16 protein-coding genes and 2 tRNA genes are annotated in these 16,247 nt (G+C 35.9%); 8 read left to right on the top strand and 10 right to left on the bottom strand.

Going from position 1 to position 16,247, the window contains the following annotated elements; genetic code table 11:
* Positions 1-3 precede the first annotated feature (3 nt).
* Both PHQ93_RS04550 and PHQ93_RS04545 read right to left on the bottom strand, forming a co-directional pair.
* Positions 4-891, bottom strand: a complete 888-nt coding sequence (locus tag PHQ93_RS04550) for a radical SAM/SPASM domain-containing protein (protein WP_299941417.1) — start codon at positions 889-891, stop codon at positions 4-6.
* 30 nt (positions 892-921) lie between these two features.
* The gene (locus tag PHQ93_RS04545; protein WP_299941414.1) at positions 922-2,787 is read right to left on the bottom strand and encodes an EAL domain-containing protein; all 1,866 of its coding nucleotides are present in this window, start codon (positions 2,785-2,787) and stop codon (positions 922-924) included.
* 265 nt (positions 2,788-3,052) lie between these two features.
* On the opposite strand from PHQ93_RS04545, the gene PHQ93_RS04540 reads away from it, so the two are divergent.
* Positions 3,053-3,748 carry an MOSC domain-containing protein gene (locus PHQ93_RS04540; protein WP_299941411.1) on the top strand — a complete coding sequence of 232 codons (696 nt, stop codon included), beginning with the start codon at positions 3,053-3,055 and terminating at the stop codon, positions 3,746-3,748.
* Between the two features lie 144 nt (positions 3,749-3,892).
* Here the strand turns inward: PHQ93_RS04540 and purL are convergent, their stop codons facing one another.
* From purL to PHQ93_RS04525, 3 genes are all read right to left on the bottom strand, one after another.
* Complete coding sequence (purL, locus tag PHQ93_RS04535; RefSeq protein WP_299941408.1) at positions 3,893-6,109, bottom strand: phosphoribosylformylglycinamidine synthase subunit PurL; 2,217 nt, start codon at positions 6,107-6,109, stop codon at positions 3,893-3,895.
* 63 nt (positions 6,110-6,172) lie between these two features.
* Positions 6,173-6,697, bottom strand: a complete 525-nt coding sequence (greA, locus tag PHQ93_RS04530; RefSeq protein ID WP_299941405.1) for a transcription elongation factor GreA — start codon at positions 6,695-6,697, stop codon at positions 6,173-6,175.
* An 11-nt stretch (positions 6,698-6,708) separates the two neighbouring features.
* Positions 6,709-7,035 (bottom strand): hypothetical protein, encoded by a 327-nt coding sequence (locus PHQ93_RS04525; RefSeq protein ID WP_299941402.1) that lies wholly within the window; start codon positions 7,033-7,035, stop codon positions 6,709-6,711.
* Between the two features lie 121 nt (positions 7,036-7,156).
* Between PHQ93_RS04525 and PHQ93_RS04520 the strand changes: the two genes are divergently transcribed.
* From PHQ93_RS04520 to holA, 3 genes are read left to right on the top strand one after another with little or no spacing between them, the layout of a single operon-like run.
* Positions 7,157-7,954, top strand: coding sequence for an HDOD domain-containing protein (locus tag PHQ93_RS04520; RefSeq protein ID WP_299941399.1), 798 nt, complete (start codon positions 7,157-7,159; stop codon positions 7,952-7,954).
* Positions 7,955-7,962: 8 nt separating this feature from the next.
* Positions 7,963-9,909, top strand: a complete 1,947-nt coding sequence (locus tag PHQ93_RS04515) for a ribonuclease R family protein (RefSeq protein ID WP_299941396.1) — start codon at positions 7,963-7,965, stop codon at positions 9,907-9,909.
* A 2-nt stretch (positions 9,910-9,911) separates the two neighbouring features.
* Entirely contained in the window at positions 9,912-10,874 is a 963-nt protein-coding gene (gene holA, locus PHQ93_RS04510; protein WP_299941393.1) for a DNA polymerase III subunit delta, read from the top strand.
* 9 nt (positions 10,875-10,883) lie between these two features.
* Here the strand turns inward: holA and PHQ93_RS04505 are convergent.
* The 5 genes from PHQ93_RS04505 to PHQ93_RS04485 all read right to left on the bottom strand — a co-directional run bounded on the left by PHQ93_RS04505 (position 10,884) and on the right by PHQ93_RS04485 (position 12,136).
* Positions 10,884-10,959: transfer RNA gene (locus PHQ93_RS04505), tRNA-Arg, on the bottom strand.
* A gap of 176 nt (positions 10,960-11,135) precedes the next feature.
* Positions 11,136-11,212 (bottom strand) — tRNA-Arg (locus tag PHQ93_RS04500).
* 66 nt (positions 11,213-11,278) lie between these two features.
* On the bottom strand, positions 11,279-11,497 hold the full coding sequence (locus PHQ93_RS04495) for a hypothetical protein (protein ID WP_299941391.1): 219 nt from the start codon (positions 11,495-11,497) through the stop codon (positions 11,279-11,281).
* Between the two features lie 9 nt (positions 11,498-11,506).
* The gene (locus tag PHQ93_RS04490) at positions 11,507-11,734 is read right to left on the bottom strand and encodes a hypothetical protein (RefSeq protein WP_299941388.1); all 228 of its coding nucleotides are present in this window, start codon (positions 11,732-11,734) and stop codon (positions 11,507-11,509) included.
* A gap of 153 nt (positions 11,735-11,887) precedes the next feature.
* A complete protein-coding gene (locus PHQ93_RS04485; RefSeq protein ID WP_299941385.1) occupies positions 11,888-12,136 on the bottom strand; it encodes a hypothetical protein in 249 nt (82 codons plus the stop codon).
* Between the two features lie 244 nt (positions 12,137-12,380).
* Between PHQ93_RS04485 and PHQ93_RS04480 the strand changes: the two genes are divergently transcribed.
* Genes PHQ93_RS04480 through PHQ93_RS04465 form a run of 4 tightly spaced genes read left to right on the top strand, consistent with a single transcriptional unit; the run spans position 12,381 to position 16,243 of the window.
* Positions 12,381-12,860 carry a RimK/LysX family protein gene (locus tag PHQ93_RS04480; RefSeq protein WP_299941383.1) on the top strand — a complete coding sequence of 160 codons (480 nt, stop codon included), beginning with the start codon at positions 12,381-12,383 and terminating at the stop codon, positions 12,858-12,860.
* The gene (rimK, locus tag PHQ93_RS04475) at positions 12,832-13,764 is read left to right on the top strand and encodes a 30S ribosomal protein S6--L-glutamate ligase (RefSeq protein ID WP_299941381.1); all 933 of its coding nucleotides are present in this window, start codon (positions 12,832-12,834) and stop codon (positions 13,762-13,764) included. Before PHQ93_RS04480 ends, rimK begins: the two co-directional genes overlap by 29 nt.
* A gap of 11 nt (positions 13,765-13,775) precedes the next feature.
* Positions 13,776-14,807 carry a peptidase M42 gene (locus tag PHQ93_RS04470; RefSeq protein ID WP_299941379.1) on the top strand — a complete coding sequence of 344 codons (1,032 nt, stop codon included), beginning with the start codon at positions 13,776-13,778 and terminating at the stop codon, positions 14,805-14,807.
* Positions 14,804-16,243 (top strand): mechanosensitive ion channel domain-containing protein, encoded by a 1,440-nt coding sequence (locus PHQ93_RS04465; protein ID WP_299941376.1) that lies wholly within the window; start codon positions 14,804-14,806, stop codon positions 16,241-16,243. The genes PHQ93_RS04470 and PHQ93_RS04465 overlap by 4 nt, the downstream gene beginning before the upstream one ends.
* Positions 16,244-16,247: the final 4 nt, after the last annotated feature.

The following is a 16,247-nucleotide window of genomic DNA, read 5'->3' as shown; positions in this document are numbered from 1 at the left end:
AAATTATAGCTGATTTGGCGTTGTTCTTGAAAACCTATCTTTATAACTGCATTTTTTGCAAAGCTCTTCAACGGCTTTTGCATCTTTAAAACCATCAATCATATCTATCGCTCTTTTTGAGTTTAGTATATCTTTAAGCGGGGTATTATTTAGATTGCCAAGAGCTATAATTCCGTCGCCGTCTAGGCAGCACGGCACGACTGTTCCGTTTGCAAGTATGCCGATGTGCGATTTCAAGCCGTAACAAGTTCCGTCGCTCTCATGGGTAGAATTGAGTGAGGGCCACTCAAAATAGCTATCAAAATGTAACAGCACTTTTTGCGCAAGGCGAATTGATTTGATTTTATCTTTATAAATTTCTTCGGTATCTATGGGAGTGTCAAAAAAAGAGCTTAGTCTCTCAAATAAGAGCTTGTTATACTCGGCTTCACTGCAAATATCGTCAAGATTCCAAAGACGCAGATTTATAAACGGTTTTGGGTAATGTTGCACTTTTTCTAAGCAGACATTCAAAACAGAGTTAATATACTCGTCAAATGTCATATTTAGGCTGTTTTTGTTGTAACTGTTTAGGGAGATATTTAGTTGGCGGACTGCCTCATGAAATAGTGTTTGGAGTTTAGTTTTGCCAAGATAGTAGCCGCTTGTCGTTAGTTCTACTTCAAACCCGTATTTTTGGGAAATGTCAAGATACTCTTCTAGGTTTGAGAGTGTTAAAGGGTCGCCCATCACATGAAAAGCGAGAGTTTTTGTATATGGGCGAAGCTGTTTTAAGGTCTCTTCAAAAAACGGGAGTGACATTGTTTTGGATGAGTTTATTTTTGGCGGGCAGAAACTACACGCAAGTCCACAAATATTTGTAACTTCAATATGGACACGATGAAATTGCATATGGCTCCCTAATATTACTTGTAGGTTTGTTTAAGTGATATTATCGGTAGGTTCTCCAAAATAGTAACCCTGTGAAAGATCGACTTCAAGTTCTTGAACTTTCATAAAAACGTTTTTAGAGTGTACAAACTCTGCTATTGTTTTAATTTCCATATTTTTAGCAAAATTTACGATTGTTTTGGTAATCATTTGAGAATTATTGTCCGTATCTACACTCTTTATCATTGAGCCGTCTATCTTTATATAATCTACTTTCAATTTCATAAGATAATCAAAGTTGGAGTATCCCGTTCCAAAATCATCTATAGATATTCTTACTCCATATTTTTTAACACTGTTTATAAATTCTAAAACTTGGTCAAAATTTTCTATGCCTTCGGATTCTATTATCTCAAACACTATTTTTTCGCCGATTGAGCTCTCTTTTAGCTTGTCCATAATAAATTTATTTACATCTTTGTTTAAAATATCTTCAACGGAGATATTGATTGATACAGAGTAGGGTAGATTTTGAAATTTTTGAAATGTTTTTTCAATCATTATTTTTGTAAGTTGGTGATAAAGTTTGTTTTTCTTAGCAAGTTCTAAAAAATGAATAGGCGCTATATACGACCCGTTAGCATCAACCATTCTAATTAATGCTTCATATTTTATAATCTCTTGCGTTTTGCAATCTACTATGGGCTGAAACAGCGGAACAATTTTATCTTCTTCTATTGCTTTTTTTAATCGCTTAGTCCATTCAAAGTTTTTTTCATACTCCTTTACCATATGCATAGTTTCATCATATACCAAAAAGTCTTTTTTGTTCTTCTTTGCAATTTTTAAGGCTATATCCGCATTTTCCAGCAGTGTTTCATATCCGTAAGAGATACCGAATGTTGCACTTAAGCTTACTTCGTTATTGCCGTCAATCTTAAAATTTTTATGTGAAATTTTTTCGCTTAACATTGAAGCAAATATTTTGAACTCTTCTATATCCATCCCCTTGTCGCATAGATATGAAAACTCGTCCGAATGAAGTCTGTACAAAGCATTGCCGCCAAACATATTTTCTTTTAAAAATCCGGCAAAATCTTTCAATATTGTATCACCGGCTTCATTTCCGTATAGATCGTTTATCTCTTGAAAAGAGTCTATATTTATAATCATCAAAAATGAATTCTTCTTTTCTTCTAACTTTTCAGTCAATCTTCTTCTATTTTCCAAGCCCGTTAAGCCGTCATAATAAAATTGATGCTCAATTGAGTCAAGCATAGTATTAAAAACATCTTTTATGGAGTCTATCTCCTCTATGTTGTCTTCAACTTCTACTCTTTTTTTCATATCATGCGATTTTGTTATGCTTTGAATAACATTTGAAAAGTTTTTAATCGGCTTGATAATATACTGGTTAAATTCAATAAAAATTGCTATAAAAATTACAAATGAAAATATAGTGATAAATATTATAAAAAAGTTTATCATCTCGTCTAGCGATATTTTTAAATTATCTACAGGGTACGATATATCTATAATGCCCAGCACTTCACCCGCTTTTGCATTTATATGACATTTAAGACAATCCTGTTTTGCTACAACCGGATAGTAGTACTTTATAAAATTAGAATTAGATATATTTAATACCTCTTCACCTCTCATAGCTTTTCGTATATCTTCATTTTTGCCGATTGCTTGCTTATCTTTTTCTATAACACCGAAAATTTCAGATACCGCATCTGTTCTGTAAACATCAACTTTCATAGACGGATCTACGCGGTTTAATCTAATAATAATCTCTTTTAAATCCTCTTTGTTCCACCCTTTTTGCATAGCGGAGTATAAACTTTCAAAAACCAACATACTTGTTTTTTTGGCATCTACATGTGCAAGGCTGGATATAGCGTTTTTTTTCATATACTCTCCGTATACAAAAGCACATATTAAAGTAAAAATAAGTGTCAGGAGCATTATTTTAGCGGTTATTTTTGTATATGTTGTTTTATTGTTCATAACTGCGAAAAAGCCTTAACTTAAAATTATATGAAAAAAAATATCTCGCGTATTGTACTCAAAATTTTTTAAATTGACGATTATTGAAAGAAGAAAAGCAACGAAGCAATCTATGTTTGTTTAGAAAGTTCAATTTTTTGTTAAAATATCTTTTTTATAAGGATGAATCATGAGCGGCAAAATAGTTTCTATTCAAATAGGCAAAGTAAAATCTTACGGCGATAAAGATTCAAAAGATTTTTTGGATAAGCAGTGGGAAAGCGGCTCGTTTAAAGAGATTGTCGATACGCAAGTTTGGGCTGGCAAAGTTGGTTTTATCGGTGATGAAGTAGCCGATAGAGTTCATCACGGCGGAGAAGAAAAAGCGATTTTTGCAAACAGTTATGAAAATTATGAGAGTTGGGCAAAATTTTTAGGTTTAAAAACCATTCCTTTTGGCGCACTGGCGGAAAATCTTACTATCTCGGGATCGCATGAGAGTAGTGTCTGCTTAGGCGATATCCATAAGATAGGCTCTGCCGTCTTACAAGTTTCTCAGCCTAGAAAACCTTGCTGGAAAATCTCAAAAAGATGGAACAATAAAAAGTTTACAAATGAAATTTACACAAGCGGTTTAACAGGATGGTACTACCGAGTTCTTGAAGAGGGTTTTATAGAAGCGGGTGATAAAGTAGAAGTTCTTTTGCACGATGAAGCAAAAGTGTCTATCTTGGACGCAAACAGGGCTTTTGCAAATCCAAGTAAATATAGAGAACTTTTAGAAAAAATAGCAAATATTTCATCAATCGCACCGTCTTATAAAACAAGCATTGAGAAGAGAATCTCAGGAGATTTTTCACTTGAGTATATGAAAGTGGATTACTGACCTTACGCACTTTTGCAAAAAAATTCGTAAAATATACTGTAAATCTCGAAAAACTTGTTTTTTGTAGCTTTATGGGGTCGCAAGGGACATTTTGTCCCTGCCACTAAAACGGACGCGTTCGTTTTAGTGCGTAACATCAGTTGATTAGATATCTCTCTCAATCACTCTTTTAAATGTGTTAAAGTAGTTATCTTGAAGTTCACTCATGCTCATCTCAACATTGTTGATTTTGATCTTATCTCCGCCTACGGTTCCGATTTTTTGACACATCATACCGCCGCCGCTCATTGTTTCAAAAGCTGCACAATTTTCTTGTCTAACTTCTACGATAGCACGACTCATAGTCTCAGAAAAGATATCTCTTTCATCATCAACCAACATTCTAACGCTGCATCCAAGACCGCTCACGGCCGACATTTTAGCTAAAGCAATCGCAACACCGCCGCTGCTTGCATCTTTTGCACACTTTAACAATCCTCTTTTGTTTGCTTCTATTACAAAATCCCAAAGGAAAAGTTCTTTTTCATAGTCAATCTCAGGAAGTTTTCCGGCAACGGTTCCACAAATCTCTTTCATGTAAAGTGATCCGCCAAATTCGCTCTTACTTTCGCCTATGAGATAAAGAGCATTTCCCTCTTCTTGAAAACTTGACATCAAAACTTTGTGTGCGTCGTCGTTTACGCCGACCGTTGCGATTGATGGAGTAGGAAAAACAGAGACACCGTTTGTTTCGTTATAAAGTGAAACATTTCCGCCGATTACCGGAGTCGTAAGTGCCGCACAAGCCTCTTTAATCCCCAAACAACTCTCGCCGAACTGCCACATAACCTCAGGATTTTCAGGATTTCCGAAATTTAAACAATCCGTAATCGCAAGCGGTCTAGCACCACTCATTGCAACATTGCGTCCGCTCTCGATTACCGCTGCTGCCGCTCCGCCTTTTGGGTCTATGTAGCAGTAGCGAACATTACAATCAGCCGACATTGCAAGCGCTTTGCCGTTCTCTTTTACACGGATAACGGAAGCGTCTAACATACCGCCTTTTTTGATAGTATTTGTCTGTACCATTGAGTCATATTGAGTATATATCCACGCTTTATCGACTACTTCCATAGATTTTGTCAATCTTTCAAATGCCTCTTGATTGGAGACGCGAGGAAAATCATTGATGGTCACATCTGCAATTTTATCTAAGTACGCAGGACGAACCATCGGGCGTTTTAACACAGGCGCTTCTTCGCTAACAGGATTTACGGGAACATCCGCTACTTTGTCTCCGTGCCAGAAAAGTTCCATATTGCCGGTTGCAGTTACTTCACCGATAACAGCAGCATCAAGATCCCACTTTTGGAATATTTTAATAATTTCGGCTTCACTGCCTTTTTTTGCACAAAGAAGCATTCTCTCTTGAGATTCTGAGAGCATAAAATCATACGGAGTCATACCCTCTTCGCGGGCAGGAACACGGTCAAGGTGCATAATCATACCGCTGCCGCTTCTTCCTGCCATTTCAAAAGATGAAGATGTAAGCCCTGCAGCACCCATATCTTGAATACCAACGACATGGTCAGTTTTAAAAAGCTCTAAACAAGCTTCAAGCAGAAGTTTTTCAGTAAACGGGTCACCCACTTGAACAGTCGGACGAAGAGATTTACTCTCCTCCGTAAAGCTGTCCGAACTCATAACCGCTCCGCCTAAACCATCCCGTCCCGTTTTCGCACCGACATAGATAACAGGATTTCCTATACCGTCAGCTCTGCCGTAAAAAATTTCATCTGATTTTGCAAGACCTAGAGTAAAAGCATTTACTAAAATATTTCCGTTATAACATTCGTCAAAACTTGTCTCTCCGCCGATAGTAGGAACTCCCATACAGTTTCCGTAACCGCCGATTCCCGCTACTACGCCGCGAACAAGATATCTTTGATGAGCTGAAATCTTATCATCGCTTAAAACATTTCCAAATCTAAGAGCATTCAAGTTTGCAATAGGACGCGCCCCCATGGTAAAAACATCGCGCATAATTCCGCCGACACCCGTTGCTGCACCTTGATAAGGCTCTATAAAACTTGGGTGATTGTGTGATTCCATCTTAAACACGGCAGCATAACCGTCCCCGATATCGATAACACCTGCATTTTCACCCGGACCTTGAATAACCCATGGAGCTTTTGTCGGAAATCCGCTTAAGTGAATTTTTGAAGATTTATAACTACAGTGTTCGCTCCACATTGCAGAAAAAATGCCTATCTCTACTAAATTCGGCTCACGCCCTAAAATCTGCTTAATATGCGCATAATCATCGCTTGAAAGCTTGTGTGAAGCGAGTACTTTTTCAATGTTTTCTAGTTGTTGGCTCACGGGGAATCCTAAAAATTTGGTTTTTAAAGGTGGATTATATCTAAAAATAGTTGGTAAAAAAATCTAATGAAAGGAAAAGTCAGACTTTTTACGAATATTTTTTTTGAGTGAAAAGATGTTTTTATAGCAGATTTCTAATATTTCATACTCTTTTTTCGCATTTGGAAGTTGGACTTTTAACTGTTCATCTACCTCTTTGCCAAGTAGCGCACGAGCAAGAGGAGAGTGCACGGATATAAGTCCATATTCGGGTTCCGATTCCAAAACACCGCAAATCGTGTAACTCTCTTCTTCATCCGTTTGGAGATTTACAATCTTTACGCTGCTTCCAAAACTTACTCTTTTGTGTGAGAGTTGCGATGGATCTATAATCTGAGATTTTTGTATCATAGAGTTTAGATAAAAAAGCCTTTTGTCAATATGGCGAAGTTTCTCTTTTGCCGCTTGATAATCAGCATTTTCGCTTCTGTCTCCCAAAGCTGCGGCAACTAATTTTTCCTGCGCAACTTTAGGTTTTTCAACCTCTAGTAAAAACTTAAACTCTTCAATGAGAAGGTCATAACCCTCTATACTCATAGGCTCTTGCAATTTCAAAGTACCTAAGCGTTGAAACCTAAAATATAGTAGGTGTTTTTATTTTCTAATTTATTTACTTTTACTTTAAATTTATCGCTGAAATGCTTAATTTTTTCGTGTGCTTCCTCCACAATTTCTGGGCTTGAAGAATCTATTTTTATTTTAAAATAGTCATTTGAATTTGACAGAGCAACATAAGAATCGTCAACTTTTAAATGATCATGTAAATCCATAATATGTTTTTGTATCTTCTCGTAGCCCTCAGTGTTGGCTTGAATTTTTTGAAGTTGTTTAATCAAAGCATCGTTTGGCACATAACCTAGTTGTATCAGCATCGCTTCTGTTTGCATGTTTTTCCTTTTTTTTAAATATCAAGAAAATAGTATCAATAATTTGTAAATATTCAGTACTTTTTTATGAACATCTATGTATCATATACCTAAATTATATGTCGATAAAAGAGAGAATTAGATGACTGAAGAGATACTTAAAAAAATCAAACAACTTCCGCCGCTTCCGGAATCGGCAATGCAGATAGAGTCTGTTTATCAAGACCCAAATAGCACTTTTAACGATATGATTAAGATTTTAGAGAGAGATCCTCTTTTAACTGCGGATATTCTAAAAGCGGCAAATTCGCCTCTGTATGGCTTTAGCCGTGAAATAAATGCGATTAGTCAGGCAGTCGGTCTCTTTGGCATGGGAACGGTAAGAGGTTTTGCTCTTGCTAGCATCGTAAAGAAGAGTTTTTCTCTTGATTTGTCTCCGTACGGTATTAACAGCGATGCATTCTCTCTGCTCTCAAAAAGACAACACTCTTTAATAACGGCATGGTGCTTAAGAAAAGAGGCTAAACTTCTGGGTATTTTATCTCCGGCGGCATTTTTGGTAGAAATCGGTAAAGTTTTAATTGCTCAACAAATCATAAGCGATAAGAGTGAGCAAAAATTTAAAGACGCTCTAGCTGCTCTTGGTGATATTGAAGCAGCCGAGAGAGAAGTCGTCGGAGTAGATACTCCGGAGGTAAGTGCTACTATTTTTGAACATTGGAGATTTGAGTTAGGACTTGTTGAGACTATACGCAACTGTCAAAATCCGGACAAGGCTAAAGAGGAGTTTAGAAAATCTGCACAAATTTTACATGTTGTCCGCACGGCAGTACCGATTAGCGGCGTGATAACCGATGCAAGCACGGCTGCGGCAAAAGAGTTAATTATTAAATACGGTCTTGATATGGAAAGTTTTGATAAAGCGTTAGAAAACGCTTAACGCTTAGAATGAAATTTCTCTTAATAAGACTCACTCATGGACTGAGTGAACAAGATATTGCCCCCGATGAGCTAAAATCCGTAAATGATTTTTTAGCAAAAGAGTACATTACTAAAAAAGAGAATGTATATAAATTTAACTCAAAATATCGTGCCGGTACATTGGGACTTGTTCAAAACGGCACTGCATATCTAAATGTCATCGGTGAGTATGTTCGTGATCTTTTTATTGATGATGTCGAAACCATCAAAGCAAAAGAGGGTGATCTTGTTATTGCACAAAGACTTCTTGGCAAAAGAGGAACCCCAAGTGCCAAAATAGTTGAGATTGTAGGGAGAGCGCAAACTTATAGCATAGCTTATATAGTTTCAAAAGAGGGTCAAAAATCTTTAATTGATTTAAAAACGGAGTTTCCTGCCGGAGTCGAGATAAGCCAAAGCGAACTAAACTCGTACGAAGATGGCGATGTTTTTAAAATCAACAATCAAGACTTCACTATAATGGAGCGGCTTGGCAATATAAAAGATCCTCTCGTTGACGAAAAGATAGTTCTTGCACAGTTTAATAAACATGATGAATTTACTCAAGAAGTTTTGGAACTTGCTTCATCATTTAAAGAAGTCGATGCTTCACTTTACCCATCCAGAGTTGATTTAAGAAAATTGCCTTTTTGCACGATTGACCCCGTTACTGCAAAAGATTTTGACGATGCTATCTGTTATGTTGAGGAGACGACTACTCTTTATGTAGCAATTGCGGATGTAAGCGAGTATGTTACTCCTTTTGGGGCGATTGACAATGAAGCAATATATAGAAGTTTTTCTATCTATCTTCCTCACCGCTCTATTCCGATGCTTCCAAGACAGCTGAGTGAGACGCTCTGCTCGCTGCAGCCGCATGTAGATAGACTCTCTTATGTTTTTGAGATGAAACTAGACCTTAACTCTTTGGAAGTAAGCGACTCAAAAGTTTATGAAGCAATCATACACTCGCAAAGAAGATTCAACTATGAAGAGATAGATGATTTTTTTAACGGTAATTTAGCAGCCAAAAACGGTGATGAAGAGAAAATTTTTGATTATATATCTAAGTTAAGGGTAATTACAGATGCTTTAAAGGCGAAAAGATTAAAAATCGGTTATGATTTTCGCTCACACGAACTTGAGATGTTTATCGATGAAAACTCCAATATAACGCATACTACTTATGCACAGGAGACACCGTCACATGCTTTAATAGAAGATTGTATGCTTTTGGCGAACAAAGAGGCTGCAAAAAGATTCTCAAGAGGTATATTTCGTATACATGAACCTCCAAATCAGCTTAAACTTCAAAACCTCTACCAAGAGTTGGCGGGTATCGGAATGTTTGTAGATATAAAAAAATCCATTAAAGAGACCATAACCGAGATACAAAAACAGGCAAAAGAGATGGGGCTATCATCTGAAGTAGACACCCTGATTATCCAATCTCAAATGCAAGCCAGATATGCGCCGATTAATGCCGGACACTTTGGGTTAGGGTTTGAAGAGTACACGCATTTTACATCGCCTATTAGGAGATATTCCGATTTAATTGTCCATAGACTGTTAAAAGCTATTAATAATAACGACACGATGGAAGGCTCTTATGTTTTGAGAAATATAGAATCACTCTGTGTTAGTGTTAGTGAAAAAGAGAGAGAAGCGGCAACGATAGAAGTTGAGTTTATGGCAAGAAAATTTGCTCGTTGGGCAGAGGAAAATTTAGAAAATGTGTTTAAGGCTAGAATAGTATCTACCGAGCCTGTATTAAAAGCCGAACTTCACGATGAGCTTCAGGGGGCAAGATTTTTTATTACCCGCAGCTTGGATGCTCTTTTGTTTGAAGATGTAAAAGTTAGAATCGACAAAGTAGATATTGCTAAAGCAAAAATTTACGCAAGTGTTGTTGAGAGAATAGAGAGAGACAACTAATTGTGTACAAAAGCGAGCTAGACAAACATATACAAAACAACTCCCTCTCAAACAGTTTTATACTTTTTGGTGAGAGCAGTTTTTTAATAGACAAATATATACAAATCCTTACAAATATCTCTGATGCTTCGGTAGCAAAATTTTACCATGACGAGTATGATTTTGGCTCTGCAAAAGCACATCTTTCACAAGCTTCACTCTTTGGCGATCAAAATGTTTTAATCATTAAAAGTGAAAAGAAAATTCCTAAAAAAGAGCTGGATATACTTATTGAGCAGTGTGAAAAAAACTCAAGCAATATCTTTATTTATGCTTACTACGGAGATGATTATAAAGCTTATGCAAAGGCAGCGGCAAAAACAAACACAATGTGTGTTAGATTTTTTCATCCAAGTCATACAGAGGCAGTTTTTAGCGTTTCTCAGGCAGCTAAAGAAAAGTATGTAGATATAGACAACTATACCATAAATCATCTTCTGGCTGTTCATAACGGAGATATCGCTCTTGCATGCAATGAGCTTGAAAAATTAAAAATTTTAAACAGAGCAGTAACTACCAAGGATATAGAGCAGCTGATTTTCGGACTCTCAGAGATAAATATAGATGATTTTATAAAAAAGATTTTAAATAAAAAAGATTTTAAAGTTGAACTGCAAAATATGCTTGAGCACGGAGAAGATGAGATACGAATACTCACTGCTATTACAACATATCTAACGCAACTCTATATGTTTAATATCTACATTCGTGTAAACGGAACGCCAAACGCAATGGCAATTTTAGGTTATCCGGCACCGCCTCAAATAGTAAAAGAAAAATCAGAATTATCAATAAAATTTAAACCAAACAGATACTATAAACTACATGAACTGCTACTTGAGAGCGAGTTGAAGATGAAAAGTTCACATGTGGATAAGAGCGCTATACTTTTATCTACGCTTATAAGGGTTCAGCAATTGCTATAACTTGATGGATGGTCTCCCTACTAGGAATCGAACCTAGAGCTATCCCTTAGGAGGGGACTGCTTTATCCAGTTAAGCGATAAGGAGTGCAAAAGCAAAACAGCATCACGATCGTAGATGCTGTTTTAGTGTAATTTCTTAAACTTTATGAAATAAATTACTTTAGATAAATCAAAATGGGCACTATAAATTAACAATTTATGGATGCTAAGAAAATTTTTGTAAGAATTTTTGTGTGGATTATATATTCTTGAAGTTTTATATGGTGCGCCCGAAGGAATTCGAATCCCTGACCGCTGGTACCGCAAACCAGTGCTCTATCCAGCTGAGCTACGAACGCACATTTACTCTATTTAAGAGAGTGAAATTATATCACGCTTAACTTATATAATAATAAATCTAGCCTTTAAATTTCTAATTTTTTTGTAATTTCTTCTATTTTTTGTTCTTGTAGAAACAGATTATGGTTTTTACGCACATATGCTTGAAGCAATACTTTTAAATCATTATTGCCTTCCATATTAAAATCATTTTTCATTTGTTGTTCTAAAAAAGGAGCAAAGCTATCTTCCACATCAACATCAAAACGACGACCGCCTATATTTAAACCAAGTCTTTTACTCATTTACTTCGTTTAAACCATTATGCTTTCTATTTTTTGAACTATCTCTTCAATTTCCAAATCTTTTAGAGCATTCTCTTCTACTAGTTTTTCTATCTCTCTGGTTTTAGCTTCGCTTTCTGCTTTTAACTTGATAACTTCGATTCGAAGCATCTCATTTTCCTCTTTTAAAAAATTATATCGCTCAACAATGGTTGAAACTTTGTCGCCTAATTTTGATAAAGTTGTTTGATTTTGCATAAAATTGTCCTATTTTTATAATGTAAATATAATTCTATCATAATTTAATTATTAAACCTTATTGATTAGACTTGCATAGCTTTCTTTTAGATTGCTTCACTTTGTTCGCAATGACAAGCACCGTCCTCTTTGAGGTTTTGAAAAAAACCCGTGTTAGTCATAATCCTCTGAGAACTTATGTCTATTAGGAAATTTTTGCACATAACCGTAGTCGTCGTCATCTTCATCCCAAGACTCTTCTCCTTCGTTCTCAAGAAGCCTCTCATAACCTAATTTATTGAGTTCGTCGTCAATCTCTTCTTTATCGATGCCGTTTTTTTTAGCAAAATCTAAGATGCAATCAATATCTTTTTGCATTACACCGTTTAACTCTAACAGAAATTCCAAATCTTTTAATGTCATATTTGCCCTCTTAACAAATACATTCCGCTGTTGCGGATTAACAATGTTTTCACATAACTATCATTAGCACAAATGCCACTATTACCGTACTCTAAAATTTTATTTTGAGCAAAATTATACTCTCAAATGATTTTTTTTTTGCTAAAAATTATCTTAATGTAGACTTATGTTTCAATCAGTAATTAATGATTTTTTTGCTAATTTTATATGTTATAATCTACCCAAAAAACGGAAGCTTAATCGAATGCCAGAAAAAAAAATCATCGGTAACAAAGAGGTTATCTCGATTATTGATTTAGATCTCTATGATTTAGATGCAAAGGTTGATACCGGTGCGGATTCTAATGCCCTGCATTGTGACGATATATTTATTGATGACGAAAATATCGTACATTTTAAATTACTAGACAAAATCCATCCCGCATATCACGGAAAAAAGATGGCTATACCGCTTTACCGAATGAAAAAAGTCAGAAGTTCAAACGGAAAATTTCAAAAAAGACCCTCAATCAGGGTAAAAGTTGATTTTTTCGGAAAAAAGTATATGACCGTTATCTCTTTGACAGACCGTTCCGATATGAAATACCCGATGTTAATAGGAAGAAAGTTCTTAGCAAATAAATTTTTAGTCGATGTCTCAAAAGAGTATCTTACAAAAGAGCGTCTTACAAAAAAAAATCCAAACAGGAAAAAAAATGAGAGTATACATACTATCGAGAAATAAAGAGTTGTATTCGACAAAAAGATTGGTTCAAGCCGCTGAAAAAAGAGGCTGGGAAGTTAGAGTGATTGATTACTTAAAATGCAGTATTGAGATTATGAAAGATGAACTTAAAATCAACTACTTAGGAAAAGAGCTTCCGACTCCCGATGCTATCATTCCAAGAATCGGAGCCAGCAGAACATTTTACGGAACTGCTATGGTAAGACACTTTGAGATGATGGGTGTTTTTACCGCAACAGGAAGTTTAGCTATAAAAAGAAGCAGAGATAAACTTAGAAGTCTTCAAATTCTCTCTAAAAACGGTATAGATATGCCAAAAACCGTTTTTGCTTCAAACAAGTCAAATGCAAAAGATGTTATTGAACTTAGCGGCGGCGCTCCGTTGATACTAAAGATACTCGAAGGTACCCAAGGGGTAGGAGTTGTTTTAGTCGATAGCGAAAAAGCGGCAAAATCGGTACTAGACGCATTTTACGGAATGGATGTAAATCTTCTTGTTCAAGAGTACATTGAAGAAGCAGGCGGAGCCGATATAAGAGTGTTTATAGTCGGCGGAAAAATTATAGGTGCCATGAAAAGACAGGGTGCAGAGGGTGATTTTAGATCAAATCTGCATCAAGGCGGAGTAGCAACTGCACATAAACTTACAAAAAAAGAAAAAGCAACGGCACTTGCTGCCGCAAAAGCTTTAGGACTCGGAATTTGCGGAGTTGATATGATTCCATCTTCAAGAGGACCGCTGGTAATGGAAGTAAACTCTTCACCGGGGCTTGAGGGTATTGAAAAATCGACAAAAATCGACATTGCCGGAAAAATAATGGACTATATCGCACAAAATGCAACTCCAAAATGTGAGATAAATCCAAAAAAAAGAAAACCGAAAAAAGATAGCATTGGAGCCTAAAGAATAGAGCTATGGAAATATTTTATGATATATTAAAGCAGCTTATCCGTATACCGAGTGTTGTCGGAGCGGAACACCCTTTTTTTATGTTTATAAAAAGAGAGTTAGAAGAGATAGGCGTAAATGTTGAATATTACGACGGCGTACTAGTAGCCAAAGGAAAAAAACCAAAGAACGGTTATATTTCCGCGCACACCGATAGACACGGACTTATTTGTACCGGTCATAACGAGTTTCAATACGCGGCGTTTATCGCAAAAAACAAAGCCGACTTAACGGGAGATTCAAACGCAGAACAGCTTCTTCATAACTTTACGGCTAGATTTGTCGATGAGAGAGTTCAGGCATATCAACAATCATCGGGAACTTATTTGGGGATTAGTTCAATCAAAGATGCTTTTCTCTGTCAAAGAAGAAATAACATAATTTTTAAAATAGAGGGTTTTGACTATCTCTTTCCCGGAACGCCCATCGCATTTATGGACAAACTTGAGATTAACGGTGATTTGATATCCGCGCAATTAGATAATGTTATCAGTATAGCGATTATTATCTATATGTACAGCATAGGGTATCAGGGGACGGCTTTTTTTACCGCTTCTGAAGAAGCCGGCAGGAGTTGGAGATTTTTACTTGAGTGGTTTAGACGATTTGATATCAAAACAAACGAGCTCCTTGTTCTTGACACAAGTCCATACCCGACTTTAGAAGAGATTAGAAATATAGATATAGTGATGAGAAACAGGGATTCAAACGCCGTATTTAAGTCACCTTTGAAAAATAAAATAAAAAAAATAGCCACGCAAGAGAACATAAGATACGACTTTAAAGATAGTTATTTAAAGGCTAAAATGGCTAAAAATGGTACGGTCGGCTCTCTGGGTACGACAGAACTAGGGAGATTAATCCACGCTACCAAAGGTGAAATTCAAGGAACAACTTTGCAGATACCGACAATCGGGTATCATACCGTGCATGAAACAACAACTAAAAATTCCGTTGAGAGCATGATTCGAGTTTTAACAAAAGTATATATAAAGTGAAAAATATATTTAGTTTTATTATCAGCCTATTTTTATTCTCTGCACTCTGTTTTGCGGAAGATTTTTCATATTTTGAAAAAGAGAAAAACAGTTGGCTGCAGGTTTATAGCAATTCTCTTAAAGCACAAGCACTTGATGATGAGATTAAAACGCTTGAGAAGTCAATTAAAAATACAAACGGACAAAAAAGAGCTGAACTTCAACAGCTGCTAAAACTTCAAACCAGCAAAAAGAAAATCCTCGATGAACTGCCGCAATCATTTGACAATATGTTAAGCAAAATAACACTCGGCGACACGGATAAAGAGATAAATATCATAGAGTACCTTTTTACAAATCAAAAGAGTAAATTTAGTATTCAAACTCAAAAACTAAATATTTTACGGCATGAGTATGATGAAGCCGTTGACTTTTTAAAAAAAGAGTTAAACGCCACTGGTGCATTAGAGACAAAAGATTTTACAAAAGAGTATCAACTCAATAAAGCGTTAGATTTTTTTGAAAACGCAAAAGGTTTGTTGGAAAACAAAGAAGATGTGCTTAAACGCATAAAAGAGAGTTATCTCAATGATATTGAAGCTTATGAACAGACACAATTACCGATTCACATCATAAAAATAACTGTTTTAATTTTTATATTTGCTCTTTTTCATTTAGCAAAATACTTTATTGTAAAACGAATAAAAGAAGAAGAGCGTCTTTTTAAGGTAAGAAGAGTGTTGAATATAACCTCTTTTTTAACTATACTGCTTATTATCATTATATTTAACATCAACAACTTAATCTATGCGGCAACGCTTATCGGTGTTATTGCAGCGGCTATGACGATTAGTATGAAAGAGTATCTTCAAAGCATTGCAACTTGGTTTCATCTCTCATTTGGAAATTTTATAAAAGTCGGGGACAGAATTTTAATACAGGTAAATAACAACCCGATTATAGGTGAAATAATCGATATTTCACTCTTTCAAGTCACTCTGTATGAGAGCATCAACAACACGACATCTCTACAGCTAAAACGCGCAGGACGCACCGTTTTTATACCAAATAATTTTTTCGTAACAAATTATGTATACAACTATACACACGATAAGATGAAAACCATATATGATCTCGTAGAATTTCGTATTCCTTTTACGGCTGACACGCAAAAAATTGAAAAATTGGTTAAGGAAATCACTTTTGAAGAAACGGAAAAATATATAGAGGTCACTACAAAGCAATTTTTAAGCCTTAGGGAGCGTTATGAAATGAGTTCTCGTGAATTTAGACCACGTATCCATTTTATACCGGATTCAAAAGATCCATGTTTCACGCTTTATGTTTGGTATGTCGCTCCGTATCATCAGATTATGGAGTTAAAATCTCAATTAAGTCAAAGAATTGTTAAAACACTTCAAGAAGAGGGAGTTGAATTTTGCGTGCAATCCAAGTAAAGGG

Source organism: Sulfurimonas sp. (assembly GCF_028714975.1).
Taxonomy (GTDB): Bacteria; Campylobacterota; Campylobacteria; order Campylobacterales; family Sulfurimonadaceae; genus Sulfurimonas.
The sequence above is the reverse complement of the archived record's forward strand: the minus strand, read 5'-3'. Positions and strand labels throughout refer to the sequence as shown.